Consider the following 14,407-nt stretch of genomic DNA (forward strand, 5'->3'; position numbering starts at 1 on the left):
ATGACTTCCTCGCCCAATCTCGCCCAAATGACACCCGAACAACTGCGCGCACTCGCTGCGCAGTTGCTGTCGAAGGTCGACACCATGGCGCGAAAAATCCATCGTGACGAGACGATCATCGAGCAGCTCTCTCACGAGATTGCCATCCTCAAGCGCCACAAGTTCGCCAAGCGCAGCGAGCAGATCAGCCCAGCGCAAGGCAGCTTGCTGGATGACTTGCTCAACACCGACCTTGAGGCTATCGAGGCAGAACTGAACGCGCTTCGTCCCGCCCCAACGTCGGACGAACCCCGCCAAAAGCCCAAGCGCGCGCCGCTACCGCCGCAGTTCCCACGTACCGTCATTCGTCACGAGCCAGAGAACACCCAGTGTGTCTGAGGGTGCCAGCTTCAGCGCATCGGCGAAGACGTTAGCGAGAAGCTGGATTACACACCTGGCGTGTTTACCGTTGAGCAGCATGTACGTGGAAAGTGGGCCTGCCGCCAGTGCGAAACACTGATCCAAGCACCGGTGCCGGCCCAGGTGATCGACAAGGGCATCCCGACCGCAGGCCTACTGGCGCATGTGATGGTAGCCAAATTCGCTGACCATCTGCCGCTGTACCGGCAAGAAAAGATCTTTGGCCGTGCAGGCCTGGCGATCCCGCGTTCAACGCTGGCTCAATGGGTGGGCCAAACTGGCGTACAGCTACAACCGCTGGTGGATGCACTGCGCGAAGCGGTGCTGGCTCAGCGAGTCGTGCATGCCGATGAAACTCCGGTGCAGATGCTGGCTCCCGGAGAGAAGAAAACGCATCGAGCTTATGTCTGGGCTTATTGCACGACGCCTTACTCGGCCCTCAAGGCGGTGGTCTACGACTTCAGCCCCAGCCGCGCCGGCGAACATGCGCGCAACTTCCTGGGCACCTGGAACGGCAAGCTGGTCTGTGATGACTTCGCGGGTTACAAGGCCAGCTTCGACCTGGATATCACCGAAATCGGCTGCATGGCGCATGCCCGCCGTAAGTTCTTCGACCTGCATGCAGCGAACAAAAGCCAGTTGGCCGAACAAGCGCTGCACTCAATCGGCGGGCTGTACGAAGTCGAACGGCAGGCCAAAGACATGTGCGATGAAGAACGATGGCGATTACGCCAAGAAATAGCGGCGCCCATTGCACAGAAGTTACATGAATGGATGCTGGCTCAGCGCGACCTCGTGCCCGAGGGGTCGGCCACGGCCAAGGCTCTGGATTACAGCTTGAAACGCTGGGTAGCGCTGATGCGCTACCTGGATGATGGTGCCGTACCCATCGACAACAACCCGGTGGAGAACACGATCAGACCATGGGCGCTTGGGCGCTCCAATTGGTTGTTCGCCGGGTCTCTGCGCAGTGGCAAACGAGCGGCAGCGATCATGAGTTTGATCCAGTCGGCACGCATGAACGGGCATGATCCGTACGCATATCTCAAGGATGTACTGACGCGATTGCCGACGCAGAAAGCTAGTGAGATCGAACATCTACTGCCGCATCAGTGGATGCTGCGTAATTGCATGGACTTGACCACCCGTTTGCACTCGACTTGACCAGTTGTTTGCATCGAATTTGAACCGCGCACGGGTACGCCCTGACCGGCAGAAATCGACCGACTCTGTTGAAAAAGTCGGTTCGCCCAAACAGCCCGGTCATTGACTGGTTAAAACGCCTTTTTTGCACACTGCTACGTGAAATCTGAGTCCGGAAGCCTCTGCCGAAAGTAAAGATTTCAATCTCGGACGCATACTTTTCTGCTGCGGAAACCATGGTCGACTTTTTCAACAGAATCGGCCAAAAGCGGACGTAGCTAATAGACCACTGCTTTCGGTCAGTGCGCGGTCATGAAAGCAAGTAGCTGGCCGCAGGCACTCCGGATAAGGCCATCAGCGCCCTTCGATTAACTCTCCGAACAACTCCCTGACCTTGACTTTGGCATCCGCCAACGCGACTCGGCCTTCATCGGTAATCTCGTACATGCGTCGCTCACGGCGCCCGGTACGCTCATGGTGCGAGCGCAGATAACCTTTCTTTTCCAGACCGTGCAGCATCGGATACAGCGTGCCCGCGCTAAGCTCGTAGCCGTGGTGTCGCAACTCTTCGATGATGGCCAGCCCGAAGATGGGAGCCTCGGCGGCGTGGTGCAGGATGTGCAGGCGGATCAACCCGCCGTAGAGGTCTTTGTCGGTCATTCGCCGCCTCTCACAGGGCAATGCTCAACAGCCCGCCTAGGATACCGCTGCCCAGCACGACCAGCCACGGCGGCAGCTTCCAGAACATCAACGCCACCAGTGCCACAAGGGCCAGGCCGAAGTCTTGCGGGCCATGAATCGCACTCGTCCACACGGGCTGGTAGAGAGCAGCCAGCAGCAGGCCGACCACGGCCGCATTGATGCCGAGCAGTGCAGCCTGCGTGCGCAGGTTACGGCGCAGGTGTTCCCAGAACGGCAGGGCACCCACCACCAGCAGGAAAGACGGCGCAAAGATCGCCAGAAGGCAGATCAGGCCGCCAAGCCAGCCAGTTGGTGCTTGGTTCATCGAGGCGCCGAGAAAGGCTGCAAAGGTGAACAGAGGCCCCGGCACGGCCTGCGCCGCACCATAGCCCGCGAGGAATGCATCATTGTCGACCCAGCCTGTTGGTACGACCTCAGCTTGCAACAGCGGCAGCACGACATGCCCGCCACCGAATACCAGCGAGCCGGCGCGGTAGAAGGCATCCACCATCGCCAATGTCTGATTCGGGAACACAGCTGCTAGCAACGGCAGCCCCAGCAGAAGAGCAAAGAACAGCGCCAGCCAGAACAGGCCAACGCGACGCCGCACGCTGATCGGCAGTGGATCATGGGCCTCTCCCTGTTGCGGTTTGAACAGCAGCAGGCCGACGATGGCTGCAAGGATGATGACACTCACTTGCCCCCAGGCAGAGGGTATGAGCAGCACGAAGCAGGTCGCCGCCGCCATGATGGAAATACGCGGTGCATCGGGACACAGATTGCGCGCCATGCCCCAGACCGCCTGGGCGACCACTGCCACGGCCACCACCTTCAAACCGTGCAGCACGCCAGCAGGCATGGCATCACCATAACTGGCGATGCCGAGTGCGAAGAGGATCAGGGCAATTGCGGAGGGCAAGGTGAAGCCCAGCCACGCGGCCAGCGCGCCGCGATAGCCAGAGCGCGACAGACCGAGCGCGATACCGACCTGGCTGCTGGCCGGCCCTGGCAGAAACTGGCAAAGGGCGACAAGATCCGCATAGCTGCGCTCGCTCAACCATTGTCGACGCACCACGAACTCATCGCGGAAATAGCCCAGGTGTGCGATTGGGCCGCCGAAGGAGGTGAGCCCCAAGCAGAGGAAGATCAAAAAAACAGCCCAAGGGCTACGGTCAGTCTTGGTGATCTCAGTCATGGTCATTACTTGATCTGTGACAGGGTTGGATGAAATTATCGATGTACGATAGCGTAAATCGATAATTGAGGTCGACCATCATGGAACTCATTCTGATCGGCTTTGCGGCACTGCTGGCTTCAGGGCTGACGTTGCTCTCTGGCTTCGGTCAAGGGACAGCGCTGATGCCAGTATTTGCCCTTTTCTTCCCCTTGCAGCTCGCTATTGCGGCCACCGCCGTGGTGCACTTCGCCAACAATCTTTTTAAGCTCGGGCTGATGGCCCAGCAGACTGATTGGTCGGTTGTGGTGAAGTTCAGCTTGCCGGCTGCCTTCACGGCAACCCTGGGCGCAGGCTCACTGGCGTTCTTCGACCAACTGCCGCGCGTCGGCCCATCTGGACACCATGGTCTTTCAGCATCCGGAACGACGCGGAAAGAACTCCTTGGAAGCTACGCACCAGACTGATGTGCGAACTTCTGGCCGGCGATGTGGGGGTAGATGTTATGCACGCGATGCGGCCGCAGTTCGCACTGCAGATCGACATAGGGCAGATCGCCGCCGATTTGGTGAAAGAGTTCAACAAGACGCCAGCACTCAAAACCTGGGGCTGGATGTGCATCATTGATGGCACGCCGCAGATGATGCCGCCCACATCGTTTTTGTAGCTATTCAGTTACGCCGTGCTTTGAGTGGTCAGATCCAATGCAATTGGCTGGTCAAATCCGATGCCAACAGGTGGTCAAGTGCAATGCAAACGCTTGGTCAAGAGAGGTGCAATTTCCCAGGATGCCTGGCTGATCTACGCAAGGCGTATTCCCCGTACGCTTACCTCCCAGCTATCCTCGGCTTCAACTAAAATCTGGGTACACTCCACGATCAAGTGCTCGTGCCCCGATACTAGCGATTCTAGATAGTCAGGAATTGCTGGCCAAAATTCGCCTCCTTCAGACTTAGGTAGTACTAAAGTTAAGGACAGAAACTCGGTGTGGCGCTCCCATTTCATTGAGAAGCCATCCAACCTCAGTAGCCCTTGGGACCTGCAATGCGTTGCAGTGTTCTCGCCTTCGGTCTCCAGTTTACCGACTATTTGGTCTAGAGCATTTCCCTCCTCGAGCAAAGCCATGTGAAAGACATGCGCGGGCTCATGGAAGTAGATTGAGGGACGTGCGTGCAACTCATTGTGCAAGCCGATTCTCAGGGAATGCATGGTAGGACTCTACTTAGAAGAGTTGTACTAGGTCAGGTTTTTGCCACTTCAATGCCTCTGGAGATCGTCATATAAGGTGCCCTATGAGCTACTCGGGGCTAGGCTTGAGTTTGCCGTAATTTCCACAGATAACACCATAAAGATGCTGAAGTAGTCGTTTGATTTCCGCCACAAGAGAGTTAGGCTGATCAGCACGATCAGCCTAACAAGTTTATTTAATTACATTTAGCCGTCGAGTAAGGCTCCTCGCCCTTCGGGCTTCACCTAGCAATTTGCCATCCTGGTAAATTGCCGCATGAGCCCCCTTAGCCAGATAAATCACCAGACCGCCGGGTAAAAACTCCAAGTCAAGCGCCGACGCAGGTTTTTCGCTGCGCACGACAACGCGGATGGCAGAACCACGTTTTATCCAGAACTCGCTTGACTCCGGTTCCAGTACGACGACCAAACGCTTGTCAGTACTGTTAATAAAACTGAATTCTTGGCTCCCTGCTAGCGCACTGGCACGGGTAGGAAGCACTGCGGCGCTTTCTACCCCACTCGCCTCAATCATTTATGTGCGCAAGCAGCACGGAACTGCGGATAGTCAGCCATAGCCTGTGAGCTGGTCAGATAGCCACCAGCAATGTCGCCATTAATTTCATCCAACGACCGCTCATCCGCCGGCCCCCAACCGCCACCGTTAGCTGTTACCAGGCGCAAAAGATCACCCTGTTCCAGCGGCACCCGATTAGCTCGGCTGAAGCGTTGCACGCGACCGTCTGCCCGCGTTACTTCGGCATAGTTGCAGGAACCATCCGAGCCACCTTCAATACCCCATGGTGGTGTCACACCACGACCGAAAAAGGTCGAGACCCACGCTTTAGGCGAGAGGATGCGATAGTCCAGGACCACACCACGACCTCCTCGCTTTCGCCCGGCACCACCGCCTTCTTCGTTGAAAGCATAGCGCTCCACCAATACTTCGTAGCAACGCTCAGTGATCTCAACAGGGATATTGCTGGTCTCACCATTACCTACACAGAACTGGCCACTCTCCCCATCCTTATTTTGCCCAGCCCCCCATCCTCCCACGAGAGGCTGGACTAACAGGTATTCCTCGCCTGTGCCGGAATTGTGGCCATTGAGCACCATTGAGCAAACCGAACCAAGTTGGCCAGCAATCAACCGGTCCGGCAACAGGGGCGCCAACGCGCGGCGAATTACGTCCGCGGCAGTGACCATGGATTCGAAGTAGGCGGATACTGGCGCAGGACGCTCAGCCGTGCAGATGGTCCCGGATGGGCAGATCACTTCGACCGGTCGGAAACAGCCTGCGTTCGCCGGTATGCCTGGGCGAACCACACCCATGAATACTTCCCGCACCGCCGACTGCAGGCCGGCCAGTGTGTTGTTGATCGGTCCTGGTGCCTGCAGGCTGGAGCCGGTGAAATCTACCAGGAAGCGCGAGTCACTGATTTCCACACGCACTTTGACCCAGAATGGCCCATTCCCAAGCCCGTCTTCATCGATCACGTCTTCAGCATGAAATACGCCCTTGGGCAGCGTCTTGAAGCATTCGAGCACCATTGCCTCACCATGTTCGAGCAAGCGCTCCATGGCATCCAGGGTTGTAGCCTCACCGTATTTGGCTACGAGAGAAAGCAACCGGCGCTCGCCCACCCGCAATGCGGCCGCACACGCATGCAAGTCGCCAATGGTCATTTCCGGTAGGCGGACGTTGGCGGCGATTACATCCACCAAAGCTTGGTTGATCCGACCGCGGTCATAGATGCGCACAGTCGGAAACTGCAGACCCTCTTGGTAGATTTCACTCGCATCGGAGCTGAAGCTGCCAGGGTCCTTGCCGCCCACCTCGGTCCAGTGCGCCTTGTTGGCGGTCCAGGCAATAAGCCGTTGCTCATGGAAGACCGGCATGATCATAGACACGTCAGAGAGATGGGTTCCTCCACCACCATACGGGTCGTTCGTGATGAACATGTCGCCCGGTTGAATGTCGTGAAGGTCAAACTTCTCCAGAACGCTGCGCACCGCTCCGTCGAGTGTGCCGATAAAGCCGGGAATGCCATTACCCTGAGAGATCAATTGGCCACGCGCATCGGTCAAGCCGATGCCATAGTCCAGTGCCTCGTAAATGATCGGGCTCATGCTGGTACGCTTGAGGGCGATGAACATTTCTTCGCCGATTGCCACCAAAGCGTTTTTGATGACCTCACAGGTAAAAGGATTGGCCTGGGACATGGTCATGCCTCCTGAGTGCTGATGTTGATATGAAGGCCGCCGTAGGCGTCTACCTCGACGCGGTCCCCAGGACGCACCACAGTGGTGGTAGTCGCCTCTTCGATGATTGCCGGACCGACAAAGCGCATACCAGCGAGAAGGACCTCTCGGCGATAGATTGGGGTCGATACGGGCCGCTCCGGCTCGAATTCCACCATCCGTTGCCCTCTCCGCGCCTGTTCCGCACAGGAATCAGCGCTTGGCGCAATTGGAGCAATAGGTGATTTCCGCACCTCGGCAAAGGCCACCAAATGCAGGTTGACCACTTCTACTGGAGCTTCAAGACGGAAGGTGTAGTTCTGCTGATGCCGCTCGTGGAACGACTCGAGCATTGCCTGTAGCTCGAGCGAATCCAGAGCAATCTTCACGGTGTGCTCCTGACCCAGGTAGCGGGCATCCAATTGCCACTCGAAGCGAAGGCTCTCAGGTGACAAGCCATCGCTGGCGAACTCGGTTTCGGCGCTGGATTGAAGAGCAGCGAAAGCGCTTTCCAGTTCGGCCAGCCCCTCCTGGTCGAGCATTTGGAGGTGGGTTTGGATGTAGTCACGGCGTACATCCAGCATCAACATTCCCCAGGCAGAGAACACGCCTGCAAAGGGAGGAATGATCACCTTGGGAATACCCAACTCGGCAGCCAGGGCCGTGGCGTGCAAGGCACCGCCACCACCAAATGCCATCAAGGAGAAATCGCGAGGATCGTAACCACGATTCACAGAAATCAGCTTGAGTGCGTTGACCATGTTGGCGTTGGCGATCTGCAGCACACCATGGGCGAGGATATTCGCTGAAACACCGAGTTGATCACCGATGCGGGCGAACGCTCGCTCCACAGAGGCTAAGTCCGGCTCGATTTCGCCGTTGGCAAAGCCTTGTGGGTTAATCCGTCCAGTTATCAAATTGGCATCGGTTGTGGTTGGTGCCATACCACCACGTCCGTATGCTACCGGGCCTGGTGTTGAACCGGCACTCTGCGGCCCGACACGCAAACTTCCGGCTGCGTCGACCCAAGCGATACTGCCGCCCCCGTTGCCGATTTCCACGATATCCACCACAGGCGACATGATCGGATAGCCCGCACTGGTCGGCGTCTTCTCGATTACATAGTCATTACTGATTTCAACTCGCCCATCGTGAATCAACGAGCATTTGGCGGTCGTGCCACCAATGTCCAACGCCAGCAATTCGGTCTCACCAATCAAGTTCCCATAGGCTTGCGCCCCGAGGATGCCGCCAACCGGGCCAGACTCAACCAGGCTGATCGGGTCGCCTTTGACCGCAGCCAAAGGCGCGATGCCCCCGTTGGACTTCATGATGAAAGGCGCCTGGCGAAGTCCTTTAGCAGCCAAATGCTGATGCAGGTTGTCCAGATAATCACGAGTAGCCGGCATGACATAAGCCGACAGCACGCAGGAGTTGGTCCGCTCGTATTCGCGCCAACCGCGACTCACCTGATGCGAAGCAATAACCGCAACCTCTGGCCAGAGCTCTTCAATGGCGGTCACCAGGCGCTGTTCATGGTCGGGGTTGCGGTAGGCATGAAGAAGGGAAACAGCTATTGCCTCCACACCAGCCCCGCGAAGGTAGTCCAGCATTGCTGGTAGCTGCTCCAGGTCCAGCGGCGTAACCACATCACCTTGATAATTCAGTCGCTCGGTAACTTCCAGACGCAGCTCTCGCGGCACGAAAGGGGGAGGCTTGCGGTAATGCGGGTTGAAGATGTCCGGAGTATTGCCACGAGCAATCTCCAGCACATCCCTGAATCCCTGGGTGGTGATCAAAGCAGTCTTTACACCCTTACGCTCTGTCAGGGTGTTGATCACGACAGTCGAGCCATGGGCAAAGAACGAGATGTCGCTGTAGGCGACACCACTCTTCTCCACTGCATCGAGCAAACCCTGCTCGAAGTTCGGTGGCGTGGTGTCGGCCTTGACGGCGCGCACCACGCCATCTTGCAAATAGACTAGGTCGGTAAAAGTGCCACCGATATCAGTAGCGATGCGAATTGCCATGGCTCACTCCAATTACAAGGAAAACACGCGCCCGGCCAGGCCAGGCGCGTTGGCATTAGAAGGTGTGGGACAGGGTGAAAATGAAACGACCGTCGTTTCGAAGGAACTCGCCGTCGTTGTAGAAGCGCCCGGACAGATCGGTATCAACCCAGCTCAACTTGGCGTCGACAGGGCCGAAGCTGCGCTTCACAGCAATCTCCCAGTTGCTGTACTCGTGAGCACCGGTTAGCTCGGTGTTGCGGTAGTACTCGCCGAAGGAGTGGCCTGCCGCAAAGGTCAGGTCCACCTGCCAGGGCAAGTTGAAGGTGTAATCGGCCGCAACATAGTGGGACTCCATCGAACTGCTGATCATGTCGTTGGAGTAGTAGTAATAGGCGTTGAAGTTTCCATAACCGGTACTGAAGCCGATTTCTGGGTAATCGATCGTGTAGTTGGTACCAGGGAAGTAGTAGTAGTACCCGATTACGCCATAGCGCAGCCCGTTCTCTAGCTGGCCGTTGTAGCCGCCATAGAAATCGACCTCGATACTGGCACCGTCGTCATAGGGATCACCATCAGCGAAGCTATCGGTGTTGGAAACCCAGGTACCAACATACGTGCCATTGCTGCCGTACCAGTTCAGGCTGCCACTCAGTGCCGGATCGTCACCCGAGTAGCCGATGCCACGCATCTGGTATTCCGAAGTAAGCGCTACGGTGCTGGAAATTTCAGCACGGGCGGCCCCACAGCAGATGAGCCCAGCGAGAAAAATTGCTTTTACGATCTTCAACACGATCTGCTCCTGAAATTCTTGTATATGGCAGATAGGGGGCGGGCGGAGCCCGCCTGGCTTCAATTTGGTTTCCTACAGGCATGGCTTCGCCTTCCGAGTCATGCCCGGTGCCCATAAGCGGTTGCGTCAGATGTTGCGGTGCGGTGCCTCTGGCGCGATCTGCGGCCTGCGCAGTCGCTGTAACACCAGATAAGCCACCAAAGCGATTAGCAGAGAGTCGAGGGTCGGCTGGGTTGTGAGCGTCCAGTTTTCATAGGTGGTCATCCAGGCCACAAGGCTAGCCAGTGCCCAACTGGTCAATGCGGGCCAACCGAAGGCCGGTAGCTGATCAAGCTGCTCGACTGCGTACTGTTGACGATTGACGATGAAGAAGTCAGCAAGGTAGATGCTGGCCAAGGGTGGAATGACAATGCTCAGAGTCAGGATGAAATCCAGGAAGTGATTCATGAACCCGCCCAAAGCCAGAGCCGTGGCAAGGACACTTCCGCCGACGGTGAGCTTCCAGCTCGGCGTGCGGGTTATCGTGGCCAGAGTCAAAGTGGCTGAGTAGAGGTTGGCCGTATTGGTGATCCAGGTCGAGAAAACCATCACGATCAGGGCCGGCAAAAGCACACCGAGCACCGCCATGATCGCCATGATCTCGGCCTGCCCACTGGAGATGGACAGAAGCCCGCCGACGATCAATACAAACGGGAAGCCAATGACCATCCCCAAGATTGTGATCAGCGCATCCGCATCGGTACGTGCATAACGTGTGAAGTCCGGCATCAGTACTGGAGTCAGAACGACCATGCCAATGGTGCTGGAGATTGCCAGCGCCAAACTGTCACCACCGCCTTCAAATCCGACAAGCTGCCCTGGTACCGCGCGCTCCAATCCGAGGTAAAGCGTGTAGAGCAGGAACAGCCCCATCAGTGGCACCGAGCAGACCGACAAACGATCCAGCCCACGCAGGCCAAAGATCGCCATGAGAGTCATCAAAATACTTCCCCACAGGCTGTGTCCCCAGGCCGGCGTTACCATTCCCAATGCGCTCTCCAACGCACTGGAGATTGTACTGCCGAAGATGTCCACGGTAGCGGCGTAGAATCCGAGCAGCGTGATTGCCATGATCAAGTTGAGCAACTTGGCGCCATGCTGACCAAAGGAGAACTGCAGCACCATGTAGGTGCTCAGGCGACTGCGTACACCAGCCAAGGCCGTGAGCGCGGCAAGTACGCCGAGCACAGCGCAAACCCCGAGGAAAATCCAGCAAGCTTTGTTGAAACCGACCTTCGCAGTGACATCTGCGCCAAGCCAGAACACCGGGAGCGTCATGCCAATGCCAAAGGTAATCAGGGCCAAGCCATAGCCGGATACCGTCTCCTCTTGCGGTACGGGGCGCCTTGTATAGCCTTCAGGTACTGCACTTTCATTGCTGCTCATGTTCGCCTCTCACCGGGCAATGCCAGCCCCCCCCACTTTGCAAGGAGGCACCAGCGGATCATTGAAATTGTTATTAGGCGCTCGCGAACGCTGGGGACATATTATTCGGTGGCAGGGAAAGCAAATTTCGCTTTTCTGGGTACAGGAATGAACTTACAGCGGATTATCAGAGCGGTTCCGCAGATTGTTCGGCGCCGGCTCTGCCCTGCAGCCACTCAACCACCTCCGGCTCCATGTGGGGTGCCAAGCTGCGGCACACTCTTTCATGATAGTCATCCAGCCACCTCAGCTCCGAGGCGCCCATCTGCTCCCGATCGATCAGCGATGGCTCAAATGGAGCCAACGTCAGAGCCCTGAAAACCAGGAAGCCAGCAAAGCGCTCGCACGCCATGACTTCGTAGAGATTCTCTATTCGGATACCCAGATCGCCCGGCAAATACACTCCAGGCTCGATGGAAACAACCATCCCCGACTCCAGAGCGACGGGACTAGCATGCTTAGCAATGCGTTGCGGACCCTCATGGACATGGAGGTAGTTCCCAACACCGTGACCGGTGCCGTGCGCGTAGTCCAGACCTGCCTGCCACATGACACTCCGCGCAATTGAGTCCAGTTGCTGCCCGCTGGTCCCCTTAGGAAAGCGACTAGAGGCAAGCGCGATATGGGCTCGAAGCACTCGGGTATACAAGGCACGCTGGCGTACCGTTGCCGAGCCAATCGGCAGCACGCGGGTGACATCGGTGGTGCCTTGCGGGTACTGGCCGCCAGAATCGATCAATAGCAACTGGCCTTTCTCCATGCGCCCGGCATGTTCTGGTTTTGGCAGGTAATGCGGCTGCGCGCCATTCGCTCCGCAGGCGGCAATTGTTTCAAAGCTCACGCCCCGGTAGTCGGTATTACTCCGTCGACTCAGCTCCAAAGCGGCGGACACAGCCAACTCGTCCTCACCTAGGAAGCGTTGCGGGTACTCATCGAACTGATGCAAAAAACGGCACAGCGCTAGGCCATCAACTACATGTGCCTCTCGCATACCCGCCAGTTCCGCTGCGTTCTTGCGGGCGCGCATCAGCAATAGTGGGTGAGGGGCCAGATGCAAAGAGGCACCGCCTCGCTGCAGCTGTTCGAAGGTCGAGGCATTACAGCTCGCTGGTTCCAACCATATGCGACGACAGCCACGTCGTATTAAGTGTTCAGCCAGTCGCTCGGCTACTGCTGGTGGATATGTTTCGACCTCATTCGGCAACCAGCCGGCGGGGAGTTGAAGACGCGCGACATCTATAAACCAATCCAACGATCCATCGGCATATAGCAGCGCTGAGCTGAAAGGCAATGGTGCAATATCGATGTCCTGGCCCCTCACATTGAGTAACCATGCCACCATATCTGGCGCCGGCAGCCAGAGCCCATCACAACCCACTTCGCGGAGCATTACCGCCAGCTTCGAGAGCTTGTCCGTTGAGCTTTCCCCTGCCCAACGTAACGGCTGCTCCGTTACAGGACTGGCAGGAAGGACCGGCCGATCGGCCCAGCAAGTGTCTACTGGGTTTTGATCCATCGGAACCAGATTCAACCCTCTGGCTGCGGCTAGTCCACTCCAAAGCTGCCATTGGGCGGCACTATGCAAGCAGGCGTGGATACCCACAGTCGAGCCTTCAGGCAGTTGCTTTTGCAACCAGTCGAATAACAAGCCGTCATCCAGGTCGAGAACGTCTAACCAATCGCCACATTCCTGCTCAGCCTGGACACTGTAGCGGCCGTCCACCAGCAACGCTGCGGAACTCTCGGTAAGTGCAAGCACCCCTTGGCTTCCACTGAAACCACACAACCACAACAAGCGCTCATCGGCAGGCGCGAGATCTTCATTCAGATATTGGTCACTACGGGGAAGCAGGAACGCATCGATATTGCGTGCGGACATGGTACGGCGCACCGCCACAACTCTGTTCGAGTACATGCTCAAGCCCTCCGGTAGGCGCGCAGAATGCGAATCTCCGCCTCTGGCGCTAGGTATTCGGTAGGTCCGGCCGCGGCAAAGATCGCCTCGACTACCGCCATGCCTTCGTACACCTCACCAAACGCAGCAAAGCCCATTCCATCCGGCTGACGGGCTCCACCGTAGTCGAAATGCGGCTGATCACCGATACAAACGAAAAAATCTCCTTCAGCACTATTGGGTTCATCTCGCCCCATAGACAACGTGCCATGCCGATGCTGAAGTCCACTCTTTTGCGTAGTTTCCAGCGGGATCATCGACAGATTGCTGGCCGCCAGAGGCCGAGTCCCACCATGGATGACGCTAATACGAACTGGGTCAGCCGGCTCCTGGTTGGCTGGATTAACGATGCGAAAAATGCTGCTGCCGTCGTAACGACCTGAGTCGACATACGCGAGGAAATTAGCCACGGTGAGGGGCGCGCGGTCCGCATGCAGTAGTACGGCAAATGTACCCATTGCGGTTTCTATGACGACGCGAGGATTCAGAGCGGACATGCGGACCTCTACTTTTAGTAAAAGCCCATTGTCGACCGGCCTTGCTGCCAAAAAATCGGAGTTATCCCATGATCCCCGCACATGCTGCGGGAATCGCCTATGTCCTCCGCAGTAAGTACGGTCAGTCGCGCCAGATCAACCTATCCAGGGGATAGCCAGCAAACCACTTAGTCTTGTCGAGGATCATGTTACTGCTGATCCTCTGAATATTTGGGTCCTCCTCAAGCAACTGCTCGAGGAGCGTGTTGAAGTCGCTTACGGTGGAGCACGTCGCCAGCGCGATGTAGTCAAACTCACCATCTACCTTCAGGCAATCGACGAATTCGTGACGCTGACGAATGTGGCGTTCGAACCTTCCACGCAAATGGGATGCATGGTCTCGCAGTCGAAACATCACGTACGCCATGACATTGATGCAGATAGCGTCGAGGTCAATCGACGCCATGTACTGCCGGATATAGCCCGCATCCTCAAGCGACTTGGTGCGCTGGAGGCAAGCACTGGGCGACAGATTGACCTTCTCTGCCAGTTCCAGATTGCTGATCCTTGCGTTGTTCTGTAGGTGCTCAAGGATTGAACGGTTGATCCGATCGAGTTTGACTCGTTTCATGCAAGGACTCCGAAACATCGCTGATACCAGCCGACCTGGCACGCCGTGATGAGGAGGGACAGTCTCTCAGATGGACCAATTGTTGCCAAACAAGAAAAAACCTTAGGGAGCCAAAGGTTTTGAATGATAGGTGAGGTCGCAGCCGGTCAGATGCGGTCAATGCCACCAGGGCACTACCCGGCAGGGATGGTCCATCGCGTTAAGTGAACACGAGC

At 57.0% G+C, this 14,407-nt stretch carries 12 protein-coding genes and 1 pseudogene; 3 read left to right on the top strand and 10 right to left on the bottom strand.

Annotated features, from left to right (window positions below; translation table 11 throughout):
• A pseudogene (locus tag KDB76_RS04580) lies at window positions 1–1,563 on the top strand (IS66 family transposase).
• Window positions 1,564–1,896: 333 nt separating this feature from the next.
• Here KDB76_RS04580 and KDB76_RS04585 read toward each other — a convergent pair.
• Window positions 1,897–2,202, bottom strand: coding sequence for a PadR family transcriptional regulator (locus KDB76_RS04585; protein ID WP_009405714.1), 306 nt, complete (start codon window positions 2,200–2,202; stop codon window positions 1,897–1,899).
• Between the two features lie 10 nt (window positions 2,203–2,212).
• Entirely contained in the window at window positions 2,213–3,418 is a 1,206-nt protein-coding gene (gene chrA, locus KDB76_RS04590; protein WP_029380191.1) for a chromate efflux transporter, read from the bottom strand.
• Between the two features lie 80 nt (window positions 3,419–3,498).
• On the opposite strand from chrA, the gene KDB76_RS29655 reads away from it, so the two are divergent.
• Both KDB76_RS29655 and KDB76_RS04595 read left to right on the top strand, forming a co-directional pair.
• Window positions 3,499–3,864 carry a hypothetical protein gene (locus KDB76_RS29655; protein ID WP_013970866.1) on the top strand — a complete coding sequence of 122 codons (366 nt, stop codon included), beginning with the start codon at window positions 3,499–3,501 and terminating at the stop codon, window positions 3,862–3,864.
• Window positions 3,864–4,064 carry a hypothetical protein gene (locus KDB76_RS04595; protein ID WP_016711371.1) on the top strand — a complete coding sequence of 67 codons (201 nt, stop codon included), beginning with the start codon at window positions 3,864–3,866 and terminating at the stop codon, window positions 4,062–4,064. Before KDB76_RS29655 ends, KDB76_RS04595 begins: the two co-directional genes overlap by 1 nt.
• 134 nt (window positions 4,065–4,198) lie before the next feature.
• Here KDB76_RS04595 and KDB76_RS04600 read toward each other — a convergent pair whose 3' ends face one another.
• The 8 genes from KDB76_RS04600 to KDB76_RS04635 form a co-directional block, all read right to left on the bottom strand.
• Complete coding sequence (locus KDB76_RS04600; protein WP_212632229.1) at window positions 4,199–4,606, bottom strand: DUF3422 family protein; 408 nt, start codon at window positions 4,604–4,606, stop codon at window positions 4,199–4,201.
• Between the two features lie 549 nt (window positions 4,607–5,155).
• The gene (locus tag KDB76_RS04605; RefSeq protein WP_212632230.1) at window positions 5,156–6,847 is read right to left on the bottom strand and encodes a hydantoinase B/oxoprolinase family protein; all 1,692 of its coding nucleotides are present in this window, start codon (window positions 6,845–6,847) and stop codon (window positions 5,156–5,158) included.
• A 2-nt stretch (window positions 6,848–6,849) separates the two neighbouring features.
• Window positions 6,850–8,895, bottom strand: a complete 2,046-nt coding sequence (locus KDB76_RS04610; protein ID WP_212632231.1) for a hydantoinase/oxoprolinase family protein — start codon at window positions 8,893–8,895, stop codon at window positions 6,850–6,852.
• Between the two features lie 55 nt (window positions 8,896–8,950).
• The gene (locus KDB76_RS04615; RefSeq protein ID WP_212632232.1) at window positions 8,951–9,667 is read right to left on the bottom strand and encodes a TorF family putative porin; all 717 of its coding nucleotides are present in this window, start codon (window positions 9,665–9,667) and stop codon (window positions 8,951–8,953) included.
• Window positions 9,668–9,793: 126 nt separating this feature from the next.
• Complete coding sequence (locus KDB76_RS04620) at window positions 9,794–11,092, bottom strand: cytosine permease (protein ID WP_212632233.1); 1,299 nt, start codon at window positions 11,090–11,092, stop codon at window positions 9,794–9,796.
• A 166-nt stretch (window positions 11,093–11,258) separates the two neighbouring features.
• Window positions 11,259–13,010: an aminopeptidase P family protein gene (locus KDB76_RS04625; RefSeq protein ID WP_212632234.1), complete on the bottom strand. Its 1,752-nt coding sequence runs from the start codon at window positions 13,008–13,010 to the stop codon at window positions 11,259–11,261.
• 38 nt (window positions 13,011–13,048) lie between these two features.
• Window positions 13,049–13,582 carry a peptidylprolyl isomerase gene (locus KDB76_RS04630; protein ID WP_212632235.1) on the bottom strand — a complete coding sequence of 178 codons (534 nt, stop codon included), beginning with the start codon at window positions 13,580–13,582 and terminating at the stop codon, window positions 13,049–13,051.
• Between the two features lie 121 nt (window positions 13,583–13,703).
• Window positions 13,704–14,192 carry an Lrp/AsnC family transcriptional regulator gene (locus KDB76_RS04635; protein ID WP_212632236.1) on the bottom strand — a complete coding sequence of 163 codons (489 nt, stop codon included), beginning with the start codon at window positions 14,190–14,192 and terminating at the stop codon, window positions 13,704–13,706.
• Between the last annotated feature and the right edge of the window lie 215 nt (window positions 14,193–14,407).

Source organism: Pseudomonas sp. JS425, assembly GCF_018223845.1.
In the GTDB taxonomy this organism is placed as follows: Bacteria; Pseudomonadota; Gammaproteobacteria; order Pseudomonadales; family Pseudomonadaceae; genus Aquipseudomonas; species Aquipseudomonas asiatica.